General features: G+C 72.3%; 30 protein-coding genes. 13 read left to right on the forward strand and 17 right to left on the reverse strand.

Going from position 1 to position 23273, the window contains the following annotated elements; all coding sequences use genetic code 11:
- Positions 1-29: 29 nt before the first annotated feature.
- The 4 genes from AB0P25_RS07845 to AB0P25_RS07860 form a co-directional block, all read right to left on the reverse strand.
- On the reverse strand, positions 30-965 hold the full coding sequence (locus tag AB0P25_RS07845) for a trypsin-like peptidase domain-containing protein (RefSeq protein WP_363806472.1): 936 nt from the start codon (positions 963-965) through the stop codon (positions 30-32).
- A 229-nt stretch (positions 966-1194) separates the two neighbouring features.
- Complete coding sequence (locus AB0P25_RS07850; protein ID WP_363806473.1) at positions 1195-1500, reverse strand: AzlD domain-containing protein; 306 nt, start codon at positions 1498-1500, stop codon at positions 1195-1197.
- Positions 1497-2237 carry an AzlC family ABC transporter permease gene (locus AB0P25_RS07855; protein WP_363806474.1) on the reverse strand — a complete coding sequence of 247 codons (741 nt, stop codon included), beginning with the start codon at positions 2235-2237 and terminating at the stop codon, positions 1497-1499. Before AB0P25_RS07855 ends, AB0P25_RS07850 begins: the two co-directional genes overlap by 4 nt.
- A 31-nt stretch (positions 2238-2268) precedes the next feature.
- Entirely contained in the window at positions 2269-2814 is a 546-nt protein-coding gene (locus AB0P25_RS07860) for a TetR/AcrR family transcriptional regulator (RefSeq protein WP_363806475.1), read from the reverse strand.
- 88 nt (positions 2815-2902) lie between these two features.
- Here AB0P25_RS07860 and AB0P25_RS07865 point away from each other — a divergent pair, with 88 nt between their 5' ends.
- The gene (locus AB0P25_RS07865) at positions 2903-4150 is read left to right on the forward strand and encodes an MFS transporter (protein WP_363806476.1); all 1248 of its coding nucleotides are present in this window, start codon (positions 2903-2905) and stop codon (positions 4148-4150) included.
- Here the strand turns inward: AB0P25_RS07865 and AB0P25_RS07870 are convergent.
- Both AB0P25_RS07870 and AB0P25_RS07875 read right to left on the reverse strand, forming a co-directional pair.
- Positions 4134-5153, reverse strand: coding sequence for an NADPH:quinone reductase (locus AB0P25_RS07870; protein ID WP_363806478.1), 1020 nt, complete (start codon positions 5151-5153; stop codon positions 4134-4136). The two genes, AB0P25_RS07865 and AB0P25_RS07870, sit on opposite strands and share 17 nt — an antisense overlap.
- A gap of 41 nt (positions 5154-5194) precedes the next feature.
- Entirely contained in the window at positions 5195-6391 is a 1197-nt protein-coding gene (locus AB0P25_RS07875) for a MarP family serine protease (RefSeq protein WP_363806480.1), read from the reverse strand.
- 79 nt (positions 6392-6470) lie between these two features.
- Here AB0P25_RS07875 and AB0P25_RS07880 point away from each other — a divergent pair, with 79 nt between their 5' ends.
- Entirely contained in the window at positions 6471-6608 is a 138-nt protein-coding gene (locus tag AB0P25_RS07880; RefSeq protein ID WP_363806481.1) for a hypothetical protein, read from the forward strand.
- On the opposite strand, the gene AB0P25_RS07885 is transcribed toward AB0P25_RS07880, so the two are convergent.
- The 4 genes from AB0P25_RS07885 to AB0P25_RS07900 form a co-directional block, all read right to left on the reverse strand.
- Positions 6605-6745 carry a hypothetical protein gene (locus AB0P25_RS07885; protein WP_167552380.1) on the reverse strand — a complete coding sequence of 47 codons (141 nt, stop codon included), beginning with the start codon at positions 6743-6745 and terminating at the stop codon, positions 6605-6607. The two genes, AB0P25_RS07880 and AB0P25_RS07885, sit on opposite strands and share 4 nt — an antisense overlap.
- Positions 6746-6832: 87 nt before the next feature.
- A complete protein-coding gene (locus AB0P25_RS07890; RefSeq protein WP_363806483.1) occupies positions 6833-7522 on the reverse strand; it encodes a copper resistance CopC family protein in 690 nt (229 codons plus the stop codon).
- Complete coding sequence (locus AB0P25_RS07895; protein WP_363806484.1) at positions 7519-8256, reverse strand: YcnI family protein; 738 nt, start codon at positions 8254-8256, stop codon at positions 7519-7521. The genes AB0P25_RS07890 and AB0P25_RS07895 overlap by 4 nt, the downstream gene beginning before the upstream one ends.
- A 76-nt stretch (positions 8257-8332) precedes the next feature.
- Complete coding sequence (locus AB0P25_RS07900; RefSeq protein WP_363806485.1) at positions 8333-8950, reverse strand: hypothetical protein; 618 nt, start codon at positions 8948-8950, stop codon at positions 8333-8335.
- Between the two features lie 141 nt (positions 8951-9091).
- Here AB0P25_RS07900 and AB0P25_RS07905 point away from each other — a divergent pair, with 141 nt between their 5' ends.
- From AB0P25_RS07905 to AB0P25_RS07915, 3 genes are all read left to right on the forward strand, one after another.
- Complete coding sequence (locus AB0P25_RS07905; RefSeq protein ID WP_363806486.1) at positions 9092-9751, forward strand: response regulator transcription factor; 660 nt, start codon at positions 9092-9094, stop codon at positions 9749-9751.
- Positions 9752-9758: 7 nt separating this feature from the next.
- On the forward strand, positions 9759-11435 hold the full coding sequence (locus tag AB0P25_RS07910) for a hypothetical protein (protein WP_363806488.1): 1677 nt from the start codon (positions 9759-9761) through the stop codon (positions 11433-11435).
- A gap of 292 nt (positions 11436-11727) precedes the next feature.
- On the forward strand, positions 11728-12810 hold the full coding sequence (locus AB0P25_RS07915; RefSeq protein WP_363806490.1) for a hypothetical protein: 1083 nt from the start codon (positions 11728-11730) through the stop codon (positions 12808-12810).
- 9 nt (positions 12811-12819) lie between these two features.
- Here the strand turns inward: AB0P25_RS07915 and AB0P25_RS07920 are convergent, their stop codons facing one another.
- From AB0P25_RS07920 to AB0P25_RS07935, 4 genes are read right to left on the reverse strand one after another with little or no spacing between them, the layout of a single operon-like run.
- Positions 12820-13476, reverse strand: coding sequence for an NUDIX domain-containing protein (locus tag AB0P25_RS07920; RefSeq protein ID WP_363806491.1), 657 nt, complete (start codon positions 13474-13476; stop codon positions 12820-12822).
- Between the two features lie 20 nt (positions 13477-13496).
- Positions 13497-14552 (reverse strand): YihY/virulence factor BrkB family protein, encoded by a 1056-nt coding sequence (locus AB0P25_RS07925; protein WP_363806492.1) that lies wholly within the window; start codon positions 14550-14552, stop codon positions 13497-13499.
- A complete protein-coding gene (locus tag AB0P25_RS07930) occupies positions 14542-14820 on the reverse strand; it encodes a hypothetical protein (RefSeq protein WP_363806493.1) in 279 nt (92 codons plus the stop codon). The genes AB0P25_RS07925 and AB0P25_RS07930 overlap by 11 nt, the downstream gene beginning before the upstream one ends.
- On the reverse strand, positions 14817-15245 hold the full coding sequence (locus tag AB0P25_RS07935; protein WP_363806494.1) for a phage holin family protein: 429 nt from the start codon (positions 15243-15245) through the stop codon (positions 14817-14819). The genes AB0P25_RS07930 and AB0P25_RS07935 overlap by 4 nt, the downstream gene beginning before the upstream one ends.
- An 88-nt stretch (positions 15246-15333) precedes the next feature.
- On the opposite strand from AB0P25_RS07935, the gene AB0P25_RS07940 reads away from it, so the two are divergent.
- Genes AB0P25_RS07940 through crcB form a run of 3 tightly spaced genes read left to right on the forward strand, consistent with a single transcriptional unit; the run spans position 15334 to position 16678 of the window.
- On the forward strand, positions 15334-15858 hold the full coding sequence (locus tag AB0P25_RS07940) for a universal stress protein (RefSeq protein ID WP_363806495.1): 525 nt from the start codon (positions 15334-15336) through the stop codon (positions 15856-15858).
- Positions 15858-16304 (forward strand): CrcB family protein, encoded by a 447-nt coding sequence (locus AB0P25_RS07945; protein WP_363806497.1) that lies wholly within the window; start codon positions 15858-15860, stop codon positions 16302-16304. Before AB0P25_RS07940 ends, AB0P25_RS07945 begins: the two co-directional genes overlap by 1 nt.
- A complete protein-coding gene (gene crcB, locus AB0P25_RS07950) occupies positions 16301-16678 on the forward strand; it encodes a fluoride efflux transporter CrcB (RefSeq protein ID WP_363806498.1) in 378 nt (125 codons plus the stop codon). The genes AB0P25_RS07945 and crcB overlap by 4 nt, the downstream gene beginning before the upstream one ends.
- A 17-nt stretch (positions 16679-16695) precedes the next feature.
- Here crcB and AB0P25_RS07955 read toward each other — a convergent pair whose 3' ends face one another.
- Positions 16696-17058 carry a nuclear transport factor 2 family protein gene (locus AB0P25_RS07955; RefSeq protein ID WP_363806499.1) on the reverse strand — a complete coding sequence of 121 codons (363 nt, stop codon included), beginning with the start codon at positions 17056-17058 and terminating at the stop codon, positions 16696-16698.
- Here AB0P25_RS07955 and AB0P25_RS07960 point away from each other — a divergent pair.
- Positions 17057-17608 (forward strand): hypothetical protein, encoded by a 552-nt coding sequence (locus AB0P25_RS07960; protein WP_363806500.1) that lies wholly within the window; start codon positions 17057-17059, stop codon positions 17606-17608. The genes AB0P25_RS07955 and AB0P25_RS07960 overlap by 2 nt on opposite strands.
- A gap of 4 nt (positions 17609-17612) precedes the next feature.
- Here the strand turns inward: AB0P25_RS07960 and AB0P25_RS07965 are convergent, their stop codons facing one another.
- Positions 17613-18065 (reverse strand): MarR family transcriptional regulator, encoded by a 453-nt coding sequence (locus tag AB0P25_RS07965; protein ID WP_363806501.1) that lies wholly within the window; start codon positions 18063-18065, stop codon positions 17613-17615.
- A 105-nt stretch (positions 18066-18170) separates the two neighbouring features.
- On the opposite strand from AB0P25_RS07965, the gene AB0P25_RS07970 reads away from it, so the two are divergent.
- From AB0P25_RS07970 to AB0P25_RS07985, 4 genes are all read left to right on the forward strand, one after another.
- Positions 18171-19373, forward strand: coding sequence for an MFS transporter (locus tag AB0P25_RS07970; RefSeq protein ID WP_363806502.1), 1203 nt, complete (start codon positions 18171-18173; stop codon positions 19371-19373).
- Positions 19374-19424: 51 nt separating this feature from the next.
- On the forward strand, positions 19425-20390 hold the full coding sequence (locus AB0P25_RS07975; RefSeq protein WP_363806503.1) for a hypothetical protein: 966 nt from the start codon (positions 19425-19427) through the stop codon (positions 20388-20390).
- Between the two features lie 94 nt (positions 20391-20484).
- Complete coding sequence (locus tag AB0P25_RS07980; RefSeq protein ID WP_363806505.1) at positions 20485-22491, forward strand: hypothetical protein; 2007 nt, start codon at positions 20485-20487, stop codon at positions 22489-22491.
- A 149-nt stretch (positions 22492-22640) separates the two neighbouring features.
- A complete protein-coding gene (locus AB0P25_RS07985; protein ID WP_363806506.1) occupies positions 22641-22931 on the forward strand; it encodes a DUF1778 domain-containing protein in 291 nt (96 codons plus the stop codon).
- A gap of 14 nt (positions 22932-22945) precedes the next feature.
- On the opposite strand, the gene AB0P25_RS07990 is transcribed toward AB0P25_RS07985, so the two are convergent.
- Positions 22946-23227 carry a hypothetical protein gene (locus AB0P25_RS07990; RefSeq protein ID WP_363806508.1) on the reverse strand — a complete coding sequence of 94 codons (282 nt, stop codon included), beginning with the start codon at positions 23225-23227 and terminating at the stop codon, positions 22946-22948.
- Positions 23228-23273: the final 46 nt, after the last annotated feature.

Below are 23273 nucleotides of genomic sequence, written 5' to 3' on the forward strand. Positions count from 1 at the left end.
GGCGCCGCCGACACGCAGCGGCCGGAGGATCAGGCGACGAGCTCCTGCGGCAGTACCACCACATCCACCAGGGCGCCGTTGCGCCAGAGGGTGAGCTCCATCCGCCGGCCGATCGCGCGCTCGACCATGAGGCGCTGCAGGCCCGTCGGGTCGACCACCGGGATGCCGTCGAGGGACACCACGATGTCGCCGGGACGCGCTCCGGCCTCGGCCGCCGGGCTGCCGGCCACCACCGTGGCGATGCGGATGCCCATCGGCGCGCCGACCTTCTCGGCCGCCTCCGGTGTGAGCCGGACCTTCGTGCCCGCGACACCCAGCCAGGCGCGGCGGACGCGGCCCGCGGTCTTCAGCGCCTCCACGATCTCGAGCGTGCTCGGGTTGATGGGCACGGCGAGCCCCAGGCCGATGCCCGCGACGGCGGTGTTGACGCCGACCATCCTGCCCGCGCTGTCGGCGAGGACGCCGCCGCTGTTGCCCGGGTTGAGGGCGGCGTCCGTCTGGATGACCTCGTCGATGACCCGGCCGGACGCCGTCGGCAGCGAGCGGCCCAGCGCGGAGACGATACCCGCGGTCACGCTTCCTGCGAGGCCCAGCGGGTTCCCGAGGGCGACCACGAGCTGGCCGACGCGGAGCCGCGCCGCGTCGCCGAGACGTAGCGGCGGGGGAGTGGCGCCGCGGGCGCGGAGCACCGCGAGGTCGGACAGCGGGTCGGTGCCGACGACCTCGGCGTCGACCGTGGTGCCGTCGGCGAAGGACAGCTCGGTGCCGGTCGCGCCCGCCACGACGTGCGCGCTGGTGAGCAGGTGCCCGTCGGAGCTGATGACCGATGCGCTGCCCGCCCCGGCGCCGGAGCGCGTGCGGACCGACACGGCCGCGACCGACGGGAGCACCGTCTCCGCGACCCTCACGACGGCGGCCGAGTACGCGTCGAGCGCCGCCCGGTCGTCCACCTCGTCCTCGTTCATGGCATCAGTGTCGCTCTCCGCGACGCCGGGGAGGCTGCCGGTTCGCCCACGGCGCAAGGTCGGCCGCGGTCTCATGCTCGCTCGGCGCGGGTCGCGAGGGACGGCCTCGGTGGCAGTCCGCGCGGAAGGGAGGAGGTTCCGGTCGACACGCCGCGTGGCATGGCAGAACGGAGGATCCTGGTTTCGCGAGGCGGAGCGGTTCCTCCCTGGTTCGCTGCGGACGCAGCGATCAGGTGAACAGGCGGATCAGCGCCGCGACCACCGCAGCCGCGGGCACCACGACGATGAACGGCACCCGCAGCGCGTACAGTCCGGCAGCGATCGCCACGGCCGGCAGCCGCGCGTCGAGCTCCAGGGATTGTCCGGCGCCCAGCGTCTGCACGCAGATCAGGGCCGCAAGGAGCGCCGCGGTCAGCAGGTCGCTGACGCGCGCGACGGTGGGATGGTCGAGCGCCTTGGGAGGGACCAGCCAGCCGACCGCCTTCAGCCCCAGCACCGCGATGGATGCGAGCAGGATGACGTGCCACGTGGTCACGGCTCCACCTCCCGCTCCATGGGGATCGCCTCGGGATGCGGCGGATCGTCGCGGCGGCCGAAGACGTTGAGGACGCCGAGAACGATCGCGACGACCGCGGCCGCGAGCACCGGGAGGCCGGGCATGAGGAACGGCGTGAGCAGCGTCGCGACGAAACCGCCCGCGACGGCGACCGCCTGCGTCTGCCGCGCTTTCAGCCGCGGCCACAGGAGGCCGAGGAACGCGGCCGCGGCCGCGGCATCCAGTCCGTAGGCCTTGACGTCGCCGATCAGGTTGCCGAGCAGCGCGCCGGCCAGCGTCATGATGTTCCAGCCGATATAGACCACCAGGCCGGTCACCCAGAAGCCGATGCGCTGGGCGCGCGGCTCGGTCTGCGCGGTCGCGACCGCGGTCGACTCGTCGATGGTGAGCTGCGTCGCGCCGGCCCGCCGCCAGAAGCCCGGGCCGATGATGCGGGACAGGCGGAGCGCGTAGAAGGAGTTGCGCACGCCGAGCAGTGCGGCACTCGCGATCGCCGTCCCGCCGGCCGCAGCGCCGCCCGAGGCGAGCACGCCGATCAGGGCGAACTGCGACCCGCCGCTGAACATCACGAGGCTCAGGACGCACGCCTGCCAGACGTCGAGGCCAGAGGCCGTGGCGAGGGCGCCGAAGGAGATCCCGTAGAGAGCGGTCGCGATGCCGACGGCCCAGCCGGAGCGGGCCGCGGCGCGTTCCTCGCTGGTCCGTTCCTCAGGCATCGCCTCCCGACACTACCTGCTCACGCGCGGGTCAGCGGAACAGCCGGGCGACCAGATGTTCGGCCGTGGAATCGTCCAGCGTCCAGGGGAGGAAGATGACGCGGTAGATGACCGGCGCGATGACCACGTCGAGGATGTCGTCGGCCGTGACTCCCGACTCGGGGTAGCGGTCGAGCAGCAGGTTGGCCTCGACACGGCGGTTGCGCAGGCAGTAGGACTGCTGCTCGCCCGCCGCGGATGCGCCCCCGCGCAGCAGCGCCGCGTTGACCGGCTTGCGGTAGTGCTCGACGATCTCGCGCGTCCACGCCGTCAGGTCGGCGCGCAGGTCGCCGTTCGCCGGCAGCGGGCGCTCCGGGTCCAGCCGGTAGGTCGCGATGTCGTTGATCAGGGTCGGGAGGTCGCCCCAGCGACGGTAGATGCTGGTCGGGTTGACCCCGGCGCGCTCGGCGATCATCGGGACGGTGACCTTGTCCTGGCCCTTCTCCTCGACGAGCTCTTCGACGGCCGTGCGCACGTTGTGGATGACCGCAGCGCTGCGGCCTCCTGTGCGCTTGGCCGGTGTGGTCGTCGTTTCCATGGGAATAGCTTAACGCAAATATTGTTGCTTTTTCCTGAGCACGCCTCTATAGTCGCAAAAGCAATAGAAATTGCTTTAAGGAGTCGACATGACTACAGCCGAGACCCGCACCGGTGGGATGCTCGCCGTCCGCCCCGCCGACGCCCGGCGCTCGCGCGGCTTCCGCCTTCGCCCCGCGGCCGCCTTCGCCGGCACCGCGCTGACCTTCGTCGCGGTGGCCCTCGCCGTCGGCGCGCCCAGCCCCCTCTTCGTGCTGTACCAGCAGGAGTGGGGCTTCCAGCCGTGGCTGCTCACGGTCGCCTTCGCGATCTACGCGGTCACGCTGCTGATCACCCTCCTCGTCGCGGGCTCGCTCTCCGACCACATCGGCCGGCGACCCGTCCTCATCGCGGCGCTCGCGCTGCAGGTCGTGGCGATGCTGGTCTTCCTCTTCGCGCCGGACATCGGCTGGATCATCGGCGCCCGCTCTGTTCAGGGCGTCGCGACCGGTGCGGCGATGAGCACCTTCACCGCGGCCCTGGTGGAGCTGGCCCCCGAGCGGCAGAAGAAGCTCGGCGCGACCATCGGCAGCACCGCGCCGGTCGGCGGCATCGCGATCGGCGCATTCTTGACCGGTGTGGCGGTGCAGTTCGTGCCGCAGCCGACGACCCTCGTGTTCGTCACCCTGGCGGTGCTGTTCGCCGCAGGCATCCTGGTCATCGCCGCGTCGCCCGAGACGGTGACGCGACGTCCGGGCGCCGCGCGGTCGCTCATCCCGCGTCTCCTCATCCCTCGGGCCGCCCGGCGCGAGTTCGTCGGCGCGATCCCGCTGTTCCTCGCGACCTGGATGCTCGCGGGCCTGTTCATCGGGCTGTCGCCGTCCATCCTGCACGGCGTCTTCCACCTCGACAGCGGCCTGCTCAACGGAGCCATCGTGGCCGTCCCGCCCGCCGTCGGCGCGATCGCCGGACTGGTGCTGACGCGCGCCGTGGCGCGGACCACGGTGGTCTGGGCGATGGCGGCGATCCTCGTCGGAGTCGCGGTGGCCGCGGTCGGGATCGCGGCCGCGGTGCTCCCGCTGCTGTTCGCCGGCGCGACCATCGCCGGCGGCGGGTTCGGCGCCGGCTTCTCGGCGATGCTCCGCATCCTCGCCCCGCTCGCTCCGAACGACCAGCGCGCCGAGCTGTTCGCGGGCGTGTTCCTGGTCAGCTACCTCGCCTACGGCGTTCCGGCGCTGGTCGCCGGTGAGCTGATCGGAGCGATTGGACTCCTGCCGACCGCGCTGGGCTACTCCGCCGCGATCGCGATCGCCTCGGTGGTCGCGCTGGTGGTGCAGGCGGTCACGCCACGTCGATGAGCACCTTGCCCACGGCGCCGTTCTCGACGGCGTCGTGGGCGGCCGCGGTCTCGGCGAGCGGGAAGCGCGTGATCGGGAGACCGTGCTCGGCTCCGACCCGGAGTGCGCCGTCCGCTGCCGCTGCGGACACCGCACGCACGGCGGCGTCCTTGGTCGCCGGAGCCACGGTGTAGGTGAGCACGAACTGCCAGCGCAGGTTCTTCGACATGCTCGGCCGCACGGGGATCGTCACCGCGTCGGCGCCGGGGGCGTCGGCGTAGCTCGCGATGGTGGCGTTCGCGCCCGTCACCTTCACGTCGAGCTCAGCGTTCGCGGACACGTTCACCTCGACCACGATGTCGACGCCGCGCGGCGCGAGCGCGCCGATGGCCTGCGCGGTGTCGGGTTCCGTGTAGTTCACGACGTGGTGCGCACCGGCCGCACGGGCGAGCTCCGCCTTGTCGTGGCTGCTGACGGTCGCGATCACCGTCGCGCCGGCCCACACCGCGAGCTGGATGGCCGCGTGGCCGACCGCCCCCGCGCCTCCCGCGACGAGCACGGTCCGGCCGTCGAGCGATCCCGGCGCGAGCTCCGTCGGCGCGTGCTCGTAGGAGGTGAGCGCCCGGTGCGCGGTGAGCGCCGGGATGCCGAACGAGGCTCCCTCGTCGAAGGTCACGTCGTCGGGCAGCGCCACCACCTGCCGCTCGGGCAGCACCACGAGCTCCTGGGCGGTGCCGTCCGGACGCTGGTAGGCGGCATCCCACACCCACACCCGGTCACCGGGCGCGAACGCGGTGACGCCCGCGCCGACCTCGTCGACGACGCCCGCGCCGTCCTGGTTCGGCACCTGCGGCCGCGGCAGCTCCTTCGGGCCGCCGCCCTTCCGCGCCTTCCAGTCGGTCGGGTTGACCCCGGAGACGTGGATGCGCACACGCACCTCGCCGGGACCCGGACGGGGCTCCTCGCGCTCGCCGAGGGTGAGGACGTCGGAGCCGCCGGTGGTGGAGTAGGTCACAGCCTTCATGGCTCCAGCCAACCATGTCCGGCGGCGGGTTTCGAGGGCGATCAGCCCGCGGTGCACGCCCCCGAGCTGATCGGGGTGGACCCGACGGACGACAGGACCGGCCGCAGCTCGGCGAGCGTGAGCGCGTAGCCCGTGTCGGGATCGGTGGCGCTGCGGGCGAAGACGACGCCGGCGACCTGTCCGTTCGCGTCGAGCAGCGGACCACCCGAGTTGCCGGGACGGACGCTGCCGCGCAGGGAGTAGATGTCGCGGTCGACGCTGCCGCTCTGGTAGATGTCGGTGCCGCGGGCGGTCACTCGGTCGCGGACGCGCTGCGGCGAGATCGTGAACGGGCCGTCGCCGGGGTAGCCGGCGGCGTAGGCCGCGGCTCCGGCCGTGAGGTCCGGGCCGATGTCGAGCGGGGCGGCGTTCAGGTCGGTCACGTCGAGAACGGCCAGGTCGCGTGACGGGTCGAAGGCGATCAGCGTCGCGCGCTCGACCGACGTGCTGCCGGACTCCCGGACGACGACGGAGGAGGCTCCCGCGACCACATGCGCGTTGGTCACGACGCGGCCGCGCTGGACGACCCATCCACTGCCCTCCGAGTCCAGGCCGCACGCGGGCTTCGACGCGAGCACCGTGACCACGGACTGCTCGGAGCGTGAAACGGCGGCGGGGATCGACGGGTCCGGCTCCGGGACGGCGCGGATCGTCTCGCCGCCCTCGAAGACCTTCGGCAGTCCCGCGCCGGCGAGGGCGTCGTCCATGGCGCCGAGCACGGTGGAGGAGGGGAGCGGCGCGACGCTGTTCAGGGTCGCCACCACCCGCGACGAGCTGGCTGCCTGTACCACGGTGGCCAGGCTGGTCGCCATGGCGAATCCGGCGAGCAGCCACACGACGACCGCCCAGGTGGCCAACCCGAGGACGGCCCCGACGAGCGAGTCGAGCCAGCGCACCGGGCCGTGGCGCAGCACCTTGCCGACGATGGAGGCGAGCGCGCCGGTGAGGGCGTACACGACGCCGGCGCAGACGAGGATCACGACGCCGGCGACAACGGACCGCTGGGTCACGCCGCCGAAGCCGGCGTCGGCGAACCAGCCGACGACGACAGGGGCGAGCATCAAACCCAGCCACAGCCCCACGCCGAGACCGATGAGCGTGCCCGCCGAGCGGATGGCGCCCTTGGTCCACCCGGCGGCGATCGCCAGGACGGCGAGCACCACGAGCACCACGTCCACCACGATCTCCACGAGGGCCACACTGCCTCACGAGACTGGACGACTGCTCAACTCTCACTAAGGGAGTACCGTCCGACGCCTAGAGACCTAGGAGGGCATCATGTCCGATCCCCGCGCCAACGGCGACGACGAACGGGAAGACCTCGACCCGGGCGAGCGCCAGTACACCAGCGCCGACCTCACCGCGCACGACCCCGAGGAGGGTCAGATCCGCGAGGAGGGCGAGGAGCCCGCTTAGAGCCGGCCGTCTTCCTCGTCTCCGTCGTCGACGGAGTCGGGTGCAGGCTGCGGCGCCGGCACGATGTCCGGATCCATCTGCTCCTCGGGGACGACGTCCGGGAAGTCGGCGGTCTGCTGGTCGCTCTGTCTGGCCATGCGCGAACGTTACGCCCGCGGGCCGGGCGCGGATAGTCCCAACGGGACGGCTTCGCAGCCCGGCGCCGGAGGTGTAGCGTTCACCGCTCAGGGTGTGGAGTCGGACTCCTCCGCAGGCCCAGCGGGCGGCTTCCGCCGCGCGGTGAGCAGCACGATCACCACGCCGATGACCGCCAGCAGCACGATCCCGATCGCGATGCCGATGACGAGCCCCAGGTCGGTGCCGTTCGACGTCGCCGTCGGCTGGGGTGTGGATGCGGTGGCCGTCGCGGGCGCCGTGGGTCCGCCCCCGGAACCGGCCGCCTCCCCGGTCGAGGCGGCGCTCGGCGTCGGCTTCGCGCCGCACGGCGACGCCTCCGATCCCTGCGCGGCCTGTGTCCCTGCGGGCGGCTGGTAGGCGAACGCGTACGACGACGACACGGTGTGCCCGTCCGCGGAGACGACCTGATAGGTGACCGTGTACGAACCCGCAGGTCCCAGCGCCACCGGGGCGCTCACCTTCGTGTCGGCGACCGTCGCGCATCCGGTCTCGAAGTGGCGCGCCTCGGTGCCCGGTCCGGTGACGGTGAGCAGGTTCGTCGAGCCGTCCCCGGAAAGGTCGAGCACCCGGTCGTTGAACGTGACGGTCACCGACTGCGGCGGCGTCGTCACGGTGGAATCGGCGGCCGGGTCGCTGCCGACGACGTAGTCGTGAGCCGCGGCGACCGAGGCGGGGACCAGCACGAGAGCGGCGGCCGCGGCGATGCCGGCGGCCCCGGCGAGCAGCCTGGTCCTCATCCCTGCACCTTACGCTCGGCGCCGCGCCCGGTCCGGGTGAGGGCGAAGACGGCGATGACCAGAGCGATCGCCCCCAGCGCGAGCCCGCCGACGCCGAGCGCGATCGAGACGACCGTGGCCGTCGTTCCGGAGTCGGCGGCCTGCGGCTTCGGCGCGTCCGTCGCCAGCAGGGCGCTCGAGCCGTCCTCGGACGGAGCAGGGCTGTCGATGTACAGCGTCGGCGCGGGGTGCTCGGGCTCCTTGCCCGACGCCGGGGTCGGCTGATCCCAGTCGACGACCGTGCCGTCGGAGTAGTACTGGTGCGCCGGGAGCTCCACCGAGCCGGTGTCGGGCACGGCGCCCGCCGAGACGGTGAACTGCTGGAACTGCCCAGGCGCGACCTGCACGCCGCTGTCGGCGGTCCAGGTCACCCGCACGGGCGCCTCCGTGATCGTGCCGTCGTCGGTCTTCACCGGCTTGGCGAGCTTCTCGGTGTCGACGGTGGTGGTCCATCCGGCCAGCGGGAGGTAGCTGACCGAGGTGAACGGCGTGGTCGTCGGCAGATCGACCACCAGCTTGACGGTGCCGGCGGTGGCCGACTCGTTCGGCACTTTGAACGTGAGGTTGGTGTAGTCGCCCGGCGCCGCCTGGTCGGGATCGACGTGGACGTGCGCGCTGGCCGCGAGGGGCGCGGAGAGCAGGAGCAGAGCGGTGGAGGCCGCCGCGACGGACGCGGCGAACGTGGACTTCTTCATGGGTTTTCCCTTGAGCGATCGGATCGTCGGTGAGCGCTGTGCGCGTGACCGGCCGCGTCCGGGAACCCCGGAGCGGTCAGAACGCGCCGGCGAGCGCCGGCGGCCCGCGGTGCCGCAACCGCGCGAGCGGCAGGCCGAGGTCGCGCAGCCGCGCCGGCTCGGCGGCCGCCGCGGGGGCGGCGACGGAGCGCACCGGAACGGGCACGGCGACGAGGCGGTCGGTCGCGCGCGCGACCCGCACGCCCGCCGTCCGGAACAGTCCCCAGAAGGCCTGCTCGCCGAACCGCAGCGCGACCACGGTGATCAGCACGGCGGTGACATGCGTGAGCCACATCGACGGGCTGAGCTCCGAGCCGTGGGCGGCCGGCATCGAACCGGTCGACATGACGAGGTGCATCCCGGGGTGGAGGTGATTCATCCCACCAGGAGCGGTGAACCGCGTGCTCCCCTCGCCGAGCGAGAACAACGCGTGGAAGAGGAACTGACTGAGGCCGACCGCCACGATGAGACGCCAGAGCGACAGCCGCCGGGCCGTGAGGGCGATGGAGGCGAGAGTCGCGAAAGCCACGCTGAGCGCGAGCGCGACCGGCCCCGGGGCCGCGCCGCCGCCCGCGACGTGGAAGAGCGCCGCCACGAAGATCGCGGTCGCCGAAGCGAGCATGCCGCGACAGACGCGAGCCCACCTCGATCCCATGCGCATCCTCCGTGTCGAAAGGCTCTTCGTCGCCAGTCTACGGAACGGATGTTCTCGTCCTGTCCGCGCGCCGGCTGCCGGACCACTACTGGGGTGACGCGGACCGGCGGATCAGAGGCGGCACCGCGTTATCCTGTGCGAGTGGCGGTGGACACATGGCGACGCAGGGTGCTGGTGGTGGAGGACCACGCCTTGATGCGCTCGCTCGTGGTCGACGCGTTCGCGCAGCGCGGTTTCGACGCCACCGGCGCCCCCGACGCTGCTGAGGCGCTGGAAGTCGCGGGAGCGACGGACCCCGACCTCCTGGTCACCGACATCGATCTCGGGCGCCGGCCGAACGGGGTGGAACTGGCGACCATCCTGCAGCAGCGCGCTCCTCACATCGCGGTGATGTTCCTCAGCAACCTGTCGAGGGACGCCGCCGCCGCACAGGCGCGTAGCACCGTCATGCACGCCTCCTTCGTCAACAAGGCCGCGGTCGAGTCGGTGGAGGAGCTGGTCGACGCCGCAGAGGCGGTGCTGGCCGACCGGCCGGTCGCCAGGGAGCAGGCGGGCACGGACGCGCGTTCCCGGCTCCTGGCGCTCACGGCGGCGCAGCTCGAGACGACACGGCTGCTCGCGGCCGGGCTCACCAACGCGGAGATCGCCCGCCGACGGAACGTGACCGTCCGAGCGGTCGAGAAGAGCGTCGAGCGCGTCTTCGCGGCGCTCGGCCTCGCCGGCGGTGAGCGGACGACCCCACGGGTGGCGGCGGCGACGCTCTACGCGGCGACCTTCGGCGATCCGGTGACCGGGCTCTGACCGCAGGATGACGACGTTCCGCCGTTCGGTCGTACGCTCGTACGGCCCCAACGCGATCACCTGGTGGACCTGGCTGCTCTCGCTGCCGTTCGCCCTGACCGTGATGTCCGGGCTCCAGTACGTGACGGGCGGACCGCTCGCCGTGCTCGCCGTCGCCGCCCTGCAGCACGCGATCCTCGGCGGGCTGCTGCTCCTCGGGGTGGCGGTGCTGCGCCTGATCCGGGGACGCGGGCGGGCGCTCGCCGTGTATGCGATCTTCGGCGTGGTCGGCGCGGTGCGGCCGCTGCTGTTCCTCGAGGCGGGCGGCCTCCTCGGCATCCCGGTCGCGCCGGGCGATCTGGCCGGCCGGATGCTCGTCAACCTCGTGGTCTGCGTGGTCGTCTTCGCCCTGACCGCCGTCGGCGTCGACCTGGTGCGTGAGCATCGCGGGGTGTTCCGGCGTCTCCGAGCCGCCCAGCAGGCATCGGAGCGCGACGTCGAATGCGCCGCCGAACGGCTGAGGCGGCTGCGGAGCACCGCAGTCGACGAGGTGCTTTCGGCGATGGAGGAGGCGGCAGCCGCCGCCGCCGAGGAGCGGCTGGAGCCCCGCGAGGCGGCCGGTGTCCTGCGCACCCTCGCCGAGGACGTCGTGCGGCCGGCGAGCCACCGCGTCTACAGCGACGAGACGGCCGACGGCGCGCCGGACGCCGAACCGCTCGGTCGCGGCGAGTGGTCCAGGTCGGTGATCGGCGGGATGCGCGCAGCGCCGCCCCTCTCCACCGCGCTGCTGTACACCGCTCTCGTCGTGCCCTTCGGCCTCACCCTGTTCGGGCCGTCGAGTCTGCTTCCCCTCGCGACCGGCCTCGTGGTCCTCCTGGCCGCCGGGGCCGCCGCGACCCTCGTGCCGCTGCCGTCCCGGCCGTCGCTGCGTCTGGCGACGCTCGTCCTGCTCTCGATCGCGATCGGTGTGCTCGTCGCGCTGACCAGCGCCCTCGGCCTGATGCTCGGCGGCCTGGACGCATCGTCGGCCTGGTTCGAGGCGCTGACGTATCCGGTCATCGCGCTCGGCGTCGCCCTGGTCGCGTCGCTGACGCTGCGCGTCCGGAGCGACCAGGCGGAGCTCGAGGAGGCGCTGCAGGCGAACGTCGGCACCGCCGCGCGCATCCGCGCCGAGTACGACCGCGAGCGCGCGTCGCTCGCCCGGCTCCTGCACGCCGGCGTCCAGTCGGAGCTGATCGCCGGGGCGCTCGCCCTGACGGCCGCGCCGGCGGCCGGACCGGAGACCGCGGCGTTGCGCATCGCCGAGGTCGTCGGCCGTGCCAGGGATGCCCTCCGCGGCGGCCACGAGGAGCCGCAGGCGGCCGACGAGGTGCGTGCGCTGGTGGAGAGCTGGTCGTCAGCGATCGAGCTCCGCGCCCGGTACGGGGACGACGTGTGGGAGCGCCTGGCCGATCCGTCACGCGCGTCCGCGGTCGTCGACGCCGTCTCGGAAGGACTCGCCAATGCGGTGCGGCACGGCGACGGCTCCCGCGTCGAGGTCGAGCTCCGGCCGAGCGGACCGGACGGCGTGGAGGTCGTGATCGCCTCGGGCGGAAGCCTCGACACGCGCGGCCCGGGTATCGGCCTGCGACAACTCGCAGAGCGCGGGACGGTCGTGCTCCGGGAGCTCTCCGGGCGTGTCGAGCTCGTCGTCGGCATCCCCTGATCGGACGCTGGGAGGAGCGTCGTACCAGCCGTACCGCGCGGTGCACCATCGCCTCGACACGCCTAGATTTTCAAGGGACGGCGACTTCCAGCCGTCGTGGTTCCGGATGGGGGCCCCTGCGTGACCCGAACGCGCGGGATGGGCCCCCGACCGGAATCTATTCGTCTGCATTGATGGAACATCCAGGCGAAATCGGGTAGAAAAGATCGTACGCTTTCGCGCCGTCCCGGTGCGTCGACCCCGACCGACCTCCCCAGGAAGACCCAGCAGCTTGCCCCAGTCCACTCCTTCCGTGCGGCCTCGCCGCGCCGCCAAGGCACCCATCGTGGTGGATGTGGAACAGCAGCCGGAGCTCTCCGCCGACCCGGTCAGGGCGTTCACGACCCCCGAGCAGCTGACGGCCGCTCAGCCCTTCGTGAGCCGCCGTGCCGCCCTCGAGGCGGAGCGCAGCCGGCCGCGCAAGAAGGCCCGTGCCGTTCAGAGCCCGCGCGTTCAGGGCGCTGCCGTCCAGGAGCGGGCCGTCCGCGAGCGCATCGTCGTCAAGCCCAAGCGCGCCGAGCGGGCCCCGAAGGCCGCGCGTGTCGCGCGCTCCGAGCGCCCGGCCCGCGCGCCACGCGTGCGCTCCGCGCATCCGGAGCGCCGCCGCTGGGGTGTGCACGCGGTCGTCATGCTGGCGCTCGCCGCGTTCTTCGGCACCGCCGCCCTGCCCGCGTACGCCACGACGGGCGAGGGCTCGACCGTCGGCGCCGCACGCACGGCGCTCGCCGTGCAGACCCTGACCGGTGGCGGCGTCACCCAGGTCGTCGCTCGCGACGGCCTGGCCATCCAGGAGAGCCCGCAGGCGCTCGACTCGACGACCAACTCCACGGTCTCGCCGACGGTGCAGGCGCTCGCGGTGCAGATCATGGGTGCGGTCGCCTCCGGTCGCCTGGTCGGCTCCACGCCGAACCACATCCCCGAGATCGCCGACCTCGCCGAGGGCCAGGCCGTGCCCGGCTGCGGCGTCGACTACCGCGTGCTGCAGGCCATCTCGGTCGCGCTGGACAACTTCAACCAGGTCGGCGTCAGCGACATCAACCGCCGATGCACCGGCCAGATCGAGGGCGCGGGCACCGAGTCGGCGCACTACGCAGACGGCGGCGGCCACGCGGTCGACTTCTACCTGCTCAACGGCTCGCCTCTGACGGGCGGCGACGCCAAGTCGGTGGAGCTCATCAAGATCCTCGACCCCCTGGTCCCGAACGGCACCGGCCTCGGTCAGATCGGATGCCGCTCGTCGATGGACCTCTCGAACTTCAAGCCGTTCGACGACACGTGCAACCACCTGCACATCGACTTCCTCAAGTCGGACGGCGCCGCCCTCCGCTACGGGTGATCCGGAACCTCAGCCGAAGAGGTTCAGCGCCGCCCACTGCACGAGGATGACGGTCTTGCCGTCGGCGATGCGGCCGTCGCCCACCCACGCCAGCGCCTCGTCGTAGGGGACGATCACCGGCTCGATCTCCTCGCCCTCGTCGGCGACACCGCCGCCGCCGGCGATGTCAGCCGGGACGTAGGGCGCCGCGTAGAAGTGGACGCGCTCGGTCACCGAGCCCGGGCTCATGTACAGGTCGAACAGGTGCGTCAGCTCGCCGATCCCCACCCCGAGCTCCTCGGCGGCCTCGCGCCGGATCGCGTCCTCGGGGCTGTCGCCGTCGAGCAGCCCTGCCGCCGACTCGACCAGCATCCCGTCGGGGTGACCGTTCACGTAGGCGGGGAAGCGGAACTGACGCGTGAGCAGCAAGGTCCGGCCGACCGGGTCGTACAGCAGCACCGTCGCGCCGTTGCCGCGGTCGTAGGTCTCGCGGGACTGCGTCGTCCAGCTCCCGTCGCGGCCGCGGTAGTCGAAGGTGGTGCGGCGCAGCACGTGCCAGCCGTCCGAGGTGACCTCGATGTCGCGGATGCGCACATCCGGGTTGCCATCCAGCTCGCGGCCGGTGGCATGCAGACCCGTGCGTCCGCGACTGTCCGGGAGGTCGTGGCCGGGTCGCGCGTCGCTCATACCTCGAGGCTAGCGCGGGGTCAGTGCTTGACGCCCGTGCGGTACTTGCGTCGCAGATCGCGCGCCGCCAGGATGTCTCCCGCGTGCGCCTCGCGCGCCTTGACCAGAGCCTTGTCGGACTTCAACGGGAGTCGCAGCACGTCATCCGCCTCGATGCCGGCCACCAGTTCCCGTGCCCGCTCCACCTCGGAGTCGAGCTCGGCGCCGAAGAGGAGCGCGTTGTTCGCGATCCAGATCCACAGCAGGAAGACGATGATCCCGGCGAGGGTGCCGTAGGTGCGGTCGTAGTTGCCGAAGTTGCCGACGTAGAAGGCGAAGCCGACCGAGGCGATCCCGAGCACCACGATGGCCGCGATCGACCCGGGCGTCAGCCAGCGGATGCGCGGGTGCTTGATGTTCGGCGTCGCCGCGTACAGCACCGCCACCAGCAGAACGATGACGACGATCACGATCGGCCAGCGGATGATCGACCACGCGATCACGAAGGCGTCGCTCAGCCCGATGAGGCTGCCGAGGAACTGCGCCACGGGTCCGGAGACCACGAGCATCAGCGCCAGCAGCGACATGAGCACCAGCGCCAACAGGGTCACACCGAGCTGCACCGGCCGCAGCGTGATGAACGTCCGGCCCTCCTGCACTCCGTACACGCGGTTGAGCGCGCGGCCGAAGGCGCCGACGTAGCCCGACGCCGACCAGACGGCGCCGACGATTCCGATGACGAGGGCCCAGCCCGTCGCGGGGGAGGACGCGAGTCCCTGGATCGGCCCCTTCAGCACGTCCGCGATCCCCGGGGCCAGGTCGTCGATCATCCCGAACAGTGCGTCGATGCCCGCCTTGCTCTGGCCGACGATCCCCAGCAGGCTGACGAGTGCCAGCAGTGCGGGGAACAGCGACAGCACCGCGAAGTAGGTCAGCCCGGCCGCGAGGTCTGTGGCCTGATCCGTGGAGTAGCTGCGCATCGTCCGCTTGAGGATGAATCCCCACGGCAGCCGGTACCAGGGGAGGCTGTTGCGGTCCTCGATCCGCCGCACCGCGTGTGCGCGGTCGCTGCCCACGCCTCCGCGGTCAGTCGGCACGCCCGCGCCTCCGCATGAGCAGAGTGGCGATGCCGGCGGCCGCTCCGGTCAGCGCCAGGAAGAAGCCGGCGAAGAAGACGGGATGCGAGCGGATCTGCACCCGGATGTTGAACGTCGCGAAGAGGTCGTCGAGGGTGCTCGCGAGCTCGTCGCGGGTGACCTCCAGGTCGAGCTTGAGCGTGTTGATGCCCGCGCCCTTCGGCACCGGCGGGCGTCCGGCTGGTCGCTGACCCTGGCGGCTGATCGACGGCGTCGTCTCGTTGGTCACGGCTGCTCTCCCTTCAGGGCCTTGGCGTCGGCGCTCAGCTCGCTGCCGAGGTCGTCGGGGACGGGGGGCACGCCCTTCTTGAGGCTGCGCATCCCGATCAGTCCGAGCACCACGGCGATGACGATCAGGATGACGCCCACGATGATCGCGGCCAGCCAGGCCGGCAGGATGAGCGCGAAGCCGAGCACCGCGGCGGTGATCAGCACGCCGAACGCGAAGAAGAGGAACAGCAGGGCGCCGACCAGCAACCCGGCGCCGATCCCGGCGGCCTTCGCCTTCGCCGCCATCTCGGCCTTGAACAGGGCGAGCTCGGTGGAGATCAGGCGGCGCAGCTGGGCGACCAGATCCTTGGTCAGCTCGGGGAGCGGACGGAGGCCGCGGGTGGTACGGCGGCGCTCGCGCGGCAGCGGTGGCTTGTCGGCCATCGGGTCGGGCTCCTCTCAGACGCTGGTAGGCCGAACGTACCCCAGCGGCCCGCGCGAGTGAACCCGTGAGATGGTGCACACTAGGGGCATGAACGGCAACGAGCGGGCAGGACGCGGCGGCATCCTGGCGGCGGTGGTCCCCGGACAACCGGTGGCGGTGCTGGAGCAGGCGGCTCGCCTGGCTGACGATCTCGACGTCCCGCTCGTCTGCGCGAACGTCGACCCGGACCGCTATGTCGTGTCGAGTTACGTCGACGGCACAGTGGTCGCCCTGCCGTACGACCCCGACCTGCCGGAGACCGAGGACAAGCGGTTCGACCCGGACCTCGAGGCGCACATCCGGTCGGTGCTCGACGGCCGCGGCATCCCGTACACGCTGCAGCAGCTCGCGGGTGACCCGGCCTGGTCGCTGGCTCGGCTGGCGGACGACATCGACGCGCGCTACATCGTCGTGGGAACGCGCGAGGCCGGGCTGCGGGGCAGCGTCCGGGAGTTCTTCAACGGCTCGGTCGCCGTTCACCTGGCCCATCGCCAGCACCGTCCGGTCATCGTGGTCCCGCTCAACCCGCAGCCGGGAGCCCAGCGCTTCCCGTGGGAAGACACGCCGGTCTAGTGCCGGCCGATCACTCCAGGAGCCCGCTCCATCTGCGGCCGCGCTCCCTCCTGCTCGTCTTCGCCGGCGGCGCGCTCGGCACCGCGGTGCGGTACCTCCTCACGCTGTCGGTCCCGCCGGTCGGAGGCGTCCCGCTGATCACGCTGCTCATCAACGTCACCGGCGCGTTCGTGCTCGGCTGGCTGCTGCAGACGCTCGCGCTGCGCGGTCCGGACGAGGGTGCCCGGCGTGACGTGCGCCTCTTCGCCGGGACGGGCATCCTCGGAGGGTACACGACCTACAGCTCGCTCGCGGTGGACACCGACGGGCTGATCGCCGCCCAGAGCGTGGGGCTCAGCATCCTGTACGCGGCGGCGACCATTCTCATCGGAGCGCTCGCCTCGATCGGCGGGATCGCGCTCGCGTCAGCCATCGCTCGGCGCCGGGCGGCGGGCGGACGGTCGTGACCGCGCTTCTCGTGCTCGCGGTCGCGGCGGCCGGAGGGGTCGGCGCGGTCGCCCGGCTCGTATTCGACGGACTGCTGCGGTCGTGGCTGCGGGTCGGCTATCCGATCGGAACGACCGTCATCAACGTGACCGGCTCGTTTTTGCTCGGCCTGGTCACCGGGCTCGCACTCGCCCACGGCCTGCCACCGGAATGGCGTGCGGTGCTCGGCACCGGCTTCCTCGGCGGCTACACCACCTTCAGCACCGCCAGCTACGAGACCGTGCGGCTCGCGCAGCAGCGGCGGTACCGCGCGGCGCTGCTCAACGGCGTCGGGATGCTCGTGCTCGCGCTTACCGCGGCCGGACTCGGACTCTGGCTGGGCCAGCTGGCCTGACGACGTCCGTCAGCCCGTCAGCCCTGGTCGGGCTCCTGCTCCATCCACCACTCGGTGAACTCCTCGGCGCGTCCGTCCTCGGCGAGGCGGATGATCCACAGGTTGCTGTAGATCGGGCCGTCCCGATAGTCGGTGACGCCCTCGACGAAGTACACCGGGCCGTCCTCGCCCAGCAGGCGCCACTCGAAGGTCGCTGCCCCCGGGTCGTCCTGGGCGTCGAGCCACCCCTCGACGATCTCCTCGTAGCCGTCCCACGGCTCGGCGAACGGCTCGGTGCGGTAGCTCGCATCCTCGGTGAACAGGGCCCGGATGTCGTCGGGGTCGTTGCTCTCCCACGCGCGTCGGTACAGGTCGATCCAGCTGGTGATCGCGTCCGCCATGCCCCCGTTATACGCCCTGGCGGAGGGCACCGCTACGCTGGGCCGCATGCTGGAGCCGTTCGACGCGTGGTCCGAGTTCAACGTCGCCGTGGCCGGAGCCGGCGCGGCGCTCGGCGGCCTGCTGATCGTCGCGCTGTCGGTGAACATCCGGATGATCGCGGAGTCGCGCGGCCTCGCCGCGCGGGCCAGTGCGTCCATCGCCGCGCTCATCCTCGGCGTCGCGCTCTGCTGCCTGGCGCTCATCCCGGGGCAGGAGCCGACCGGGTACGGCATCCAGGTGCTGGTGGGAACCGCGTTGTGCGGTTTCGTCGTCGTGCGCTCGGCGCTCGCGGTGCGGCGGGACGCGGTGCAGACGGGCTTCGGCCGCTACACGGCCGAGCGCATCGCCCTCTTCGCGGCTCCGCCCGTCCTCTACGCGGTCGGCGGGGTGCTGCTCATCGGGCTGCATCCCGCCCAGGTCGGGCTCGTCGTCGTCGCGGTCGGCACCATCCTCGCCATCGTCACGACCGTGCTGTTCTCGTGGGTGGCGCTGGTCGAGGTGCTGCGCTGAGACGTCAGGCGGGCTGCGCGCTCAGCTGCGGGAGCGCATCCACCAGCGGGGAGAGCTCCGGGATGTCGCGCGCGCCGTCCAGTGCGCGGGCCAGCGCATCGTCGTGCACCGGCCGTGCCTCGTCCAGCAGGCGGTGGCCGTCGGCGGTCAGCTCGGTGTAGATGCCGCGGCGGTCGTCGGCGCACAGGATGCGCGTGAGCAGACCGCGCTCCTCCAGCCGGTTGACCAGCCGGGTGGTGGCGCTGGGGCTGAGCGCGCTCGCGCGGGCCAGCTGCTGCATCCGCATGTGCCACCCGTCCTGACGGGCCAGCGCGTCGAGGACGGTGTATTCGACCACGGAGAGCCGGACGCTGCGGCTCAACTCGCGCTCGAGCTCGGCCTCGATGTAGCCGTGCAGAGCCGCGAGGGTGCGCCAGCCGTGGGCGCGGACCTCCACGGCGTCGTCGGCGATGCCCATGTCGTCTCCCTCCGCACTTGCGCTCTTTAGTTGCACGTGCAACTATTTATGACGCGTCTGCAACTAACAGACTAGCGCACCCCACCTGATCCTGAAGGAGTCACCATGCCCGCCGGCCTGATCGCCCTCGCCCTCGGAGGGTTCGGCATCGGTCTCACCGAGTTCGTCATCGCCGGGCTCCTGCCCGAGGTCGCGGCCGATTTCCACGTCGACGAGGCCGCCGCCGGCTGGCTGATCTCGGGCTACGCGCTCGCCGTGGTCGTCGGGGCGCTGGGTCTCACGGCGGCCGCGACGCGCATCCCGCGCAAGGCGGCGCTGCTCGGGCTCATGGTCCTCTTCATCGCAGGCAACCTGCTCTCGGCGCTCGTCCCCTCCTACGGCGTGATGCTGGGCGGCCGCGTGCTCGCGGCGCTCTGCCACGGCGCCTTCTTCGGCATCGGCTCGGTCGTCGCGGCGGGACTCGTCGCGCCCGAGAAGCAGGCACGAGCGATCGCCGTCATGTTCACCGGTCTCACCGCAGCGAACGTGCTCGGAGTACCGTTCGGGACGCTGCTGGGTCAGGCGCTGGGCTGGCGCTCCACGTTCTGGGCGATCACCGTGATCGGCGTGGTCGCGTTGATCGGCATCGCGATCCTGGTGCCGCGGAGCGCCGCCGACACGCCGACGGCCGGACTGCGCAGCGAGCTGTCCGCGTTCCGCTCCGGCCAGGTATGGCTGTCCCTGTCGGCGACCGTCCTCGGCTTCGGCGGGATGTTCGGTGCGTTCACCTACATCGCCTACACGCTGACCGGGGTGTCGGGCTTCCCGTCCGCCGCGGTGCCGTGGCTGCTCATCCTGTTCGGACTCGGCCTGTTCACGGGCAACTGGGTCGGCGGACGGCTGGCGGACCGCTCGATCGACGGGACGTTGATGTGGCTGCTCGCCGCGCTCGCCGTCGTCCTGGTCGCGTTCGCGCTGGTCGCGGGGCTGCCGGTGGGTGCCGTCATCGCGCTCGTCCTGATGGGTGCGTTCGGGTTCGCCACCGTGCCGGCGTTGCAGCTCCGCGTGCTCTCCTACGCCTCCCACGCACCCACCCTCGCGAGCGGAGCGAACATCGCGGCGTTCAACCTCGGCAACGCGCTCGGCGCGTGGCTCGGCGGCCTCACGATCGCGGCCGGACTGGGCTACACCTCGCCGCTCTGGGTGGGTGCTGCGATGACCGTCGGCGCCCTGATCGTGGTGGTCTTCGCCGCCACCGCGGCGCGCCGCGGGCGTTCGGGAACCGAACAAGGTGCACAGGCGACGTCGGAATCCACTCTTCCTGTCTAGTAGACAGCGGCGTACACTCGCCCTCGTCTCGAACGGTCAGGGGGTGATCGTATGCCGGAGGTGGCCGAGTTGGCGCACCGTCGCTTCATCACCCCTGCGCGCGTGCTGATCGGATCCCTGATCGCCGGCGCCGGACTGACCGTGCTGGGCTTCCTGGCGGGTGGCCCGTCCGCTTCGGCGGCCGAGCCCGCGCCGCCTCCCGGGCCCGTCGGATCCCTCGTGTCGACCGCCACCGGTGGTGCCGGTGACGCGCTCGGCGCGGTGACGCAGGCGGTCGCTCCGGCCGTCCCGGCTCCCGTTCAGGAGGTGGTCTCGGCGGTCGTCACGCCCGTCACCGAGGTGGTGGACGAGGTGGCCGAGCAGACCCCGGCCCAGAGCGTCGTGGAGCCGGTGGCGTCGACCGTCGACGAGGTCGTGGCGGCGGTGCCGGTGGTCCGGGACGTGCTCCCGGCGGCCCCGGTTTCGTCGGTGACGGAGCCCGTCGCGGGTGCCGTCTACCAGGCGGTGTCGGATGCGGTGGGCGCGGTCGACACGGCCGTCTCGCCCCTCGTTCCCTTGGTGCCGGCGGTGCCGGTCGTGCCCGGCCTTCCGGGTGGCTCGGTGAGCCCGACGCCCGCTCCCGAGCCGGGATCGACGGTGTCGGACGCGTTGACTCCGCTTTCCCCGCCCCAAGCTCTTTCGGCGCCGCTCTCCGGCGCATTCGGCGCCGCCACCGCGGGCTCGGCGGCCTTCACCGCTGCGCTGCCGCTTGCTGCGGGCGCGGCCTCAGCGCCTGCCGGTCCGCTCGGTGGCGACCCTTCTGCGCCCGGTGGAGACCCCGGGAGGGGTCTGCCCGCGGGCGGTTCCGCCGGTGCTTCGGGCGCCTCGGGCGCCCCCGGTGGCGCTGCGCCTGCGGCCGCGGCGACCGCGGATCGGTTCTTCCTGCCCGGCTCCCTCCGGAGCGGGCTCAGCGGCACGGCCGCGGGTGACCACATCCCCGCCGGCCCTGTCGCCGACCACGACATCAGCCCCGACTGAGTGGGTCCCGGCTGCCATCCCGGCAGCATGCGACCGTGCCCGGCGCCTCTGTGCGCGCCCGGGCCCTCCCACTCATTTTCGGAAAGGCTGACTCATGAACAAGTACGTTTCCAGAGGGATGTGGTTCACCCTCTGCGTCGGCGGCCTCTGGCTCGCCGGAACGGCCGCGGCCAACGCGGCCGAGAATCCAGGTGGCGACGGCGTCGCCACCGGCGACCAGGCTGTCGTCGGCGTCTCGATCCCCGTCTCGCTCGCCGGGAACGGCGTCTCCGTCGTCGGCGACTCGTCCAGCTCGGGCTCGACGGCGTCCGCCCCGGCGGCTCCCGCGCCCTCGGCGACCATTTCGCCCGATTCGGTCGGAGGCATCCTGAGCGGTGACCAGGCCGTGGCTTCCGTCAGCGTCCCCGTGAACGTCTCGGGCAACGCGATCTCGGTCGTCGGCGACTCCGCCAGCACGGACTCGGCGGCCGCTGGATCGGGCGACGCGGGAGCGGGGAGCACCGCCACCTCGTCCGGCTCGGACGGCGTCGCCTCCGGCATCCAGGCCCCCGTGGCCGTGGATGCGCCGGTGACGGCGGGCGGCAACGCGATCTCCGTCCTCGGCGACTCCACCTCGACGGACTCGACCGCGACCGCCGGCCCGACCGGCTCCGGCGCGACCGCGACGGGATCGGGTTCGGGTTCGGACGGGGGACTGCTGTCCGACATCCAGGCGGTCGTCAACGCCTCCGCCCCCGTGACCGCGGGTGGCAACGCGGTATCCGTGGTCGGTGACTCGTCCACCGCGGGCGCGTCCACCACGGCCCCGGCCGCGGGTGACGGGCCGACGGCGACGTCCGGTGGTTCGGACGGCGGCCTGCTGACCGGCGTCCAGGCTCCGATCGGCGCCGCGGCACCGGTGACCGCCGGCGGTAACGCCGTCTCGGTGATCGGCGACTCCTCCACTTCGGGTTCGACCGCTTCCGCCCCGGCTGCGAGTGGCGGGGCGACGGCGACGTCCGGTGGTTCGGACGGAGGCGTGCTCTCGGGCATCCAGGCTCCGGTCGGCGCGGCGATTCCGGTGACGGCCGGCGGTAATGCGGTGTCGGTGGTCGGTGACTCGTCCACCACGGGCGCGTCCACCACGGCCCCGGCCGCGGGTAGCGGTTCGTCGGCGACCTCGGGTTCCGGTTCGGGGGATGGTGTGCTCTCGGGCGTCCAGGCTCCGATCGGCGCGGCGGTCCCGGTGACTGCGGGCGGTAACGCGGTGTCGGTGGTCGGTGACTCGTCCACTTCGGGTTCGACCGCTTCGGTTCCGGCCGCGGGTAGCGGTTCGTCGGCGACCGCAGGTTCCGGTTCGGGGGATGGTGTGCTCTCGGGCGCCCAGGCTCCCATCGGCGCGGCGATCCCGGTGACCGCGGGCGGCAACGCCGTCTCGGTGGTCGGTGACTCGTCCACCGCGGGCGCGTCCACCACGGCCCCGGCTGCGGGCGGATCGACCGCCGGCGGCTCGACGTCCGACGGCGGCGTGCTGACTGGCGTCCAGGCTCCGATCGACGCGGCTGTCCCGGTCACCATCGGCGGCAACGGCATCTCGGTCGTGGGCGACTCCTCGTCCACCGGCTCCACTGCCACGGCTCCGGCTGCGGGCGGCTCCGCTGGTGACGGGACGACCGGCGGAACCGATGGCGGCGGCCTGCTCGGCGGGGTCGACCTGCCGATCGGCGTCGACGTCCCGGTGACGGTCGGCGGGAACGCGATCAGCGTGGTCGGCGACAGCGCGACGGTCGGCTCCACCACCCCTGGCACCCCGACCGACCCGGGCACGCCCACCGACCCTGGCACCCCGACCGACCCGGGCACGCCCACCACTCCGACCACCCCCACTACGCCGATCGCAGGCGGCCCTGACAACGCGGCGGTGACCGTTCCTGCGGGCACCGCGACGATGCTCGCGGCGAGCGGCGCGGCCGGGACCAGTGGCCTGCGTGGCAGCGCCACCCTCGCGTCCACCGGCTCGAACGAGCTCGGTCTGGGCGCCCTGGGTGCGCTCCTCGCTCTGCTCGGTGTGATGCTGGCGTTCACGGCGGCCAACCGCCCGCGCCGCCACCACACCCGCTGAGCGGCGGCGACAACTTCCCGGCACGTCGGCACCCCAGCCGCCGACGTGCCGGGAACTCGTCATGCCGGGGGAAGGGAGGGCGATTGCGGTCACGCGGCGCCGGCCCTGTGCTGCCGCTGGAACAATCGTCCCGTGGAGAACCGGACGCGATGACTGCCCCCGAGCACGCACCAGGGCCTGAGGACTACGAGATCCGGCCGCTCGGGTCCTCTGACGATCGCAAGGCCACAGCAGCCGAACTGCAGCAGCAGGATCTCACCTCTTTCATCCTGGGCCCGGCGCTCGAGCACGCGCGGTCCATCCTTCTTCAGGACACGCTGATCAGGCTCACGCCGACCGAGGTCGACCAGCTAGAGCAAGCTCTCGAAGAGCCGGGCGTTGTTTCCGAGCCGCTTGCGGCTCTCGTCCGACACGTGCGAGAAGCGCGCGGGCGCGTGTAGGGACGCTGAAAGACTCAGAACCCGATCGGCCGCCCCGGGGTCAGCGGTTCGTCGTTGCCGACGAAGGCCCGGCCTCCGTTGTAGGCGCGCTCGCGGCGCTGCACCTCAGCCAGCAGCGCCTTGTTGATCATCTCGGACCAGCTGGTGTCGCGCTCGTCGAACGACGTCTGCCGGTAGGCGGCCCGGGCGCGGTTGCGCATGGCGTCGGTCAAGTAGAAGGTCACCGTCGTCCTCTTCTTCGGGATCTTCGGCGCCGGCGTCGAGTCCTCCGATGGAGTGGATGCTGAATGGCCCATGTCTCACCTTCCGGCATATCGGATGTCGATGTCTATCTGAGACACA

The organism is Leifsonia sp. NPDC077715 (assembly GCF_040686855.1).
GTDB lineage: Bacteria > Actinomycetota > Actinomycetes > Actinomycetales > Microbacteriaceae > Leifsonia.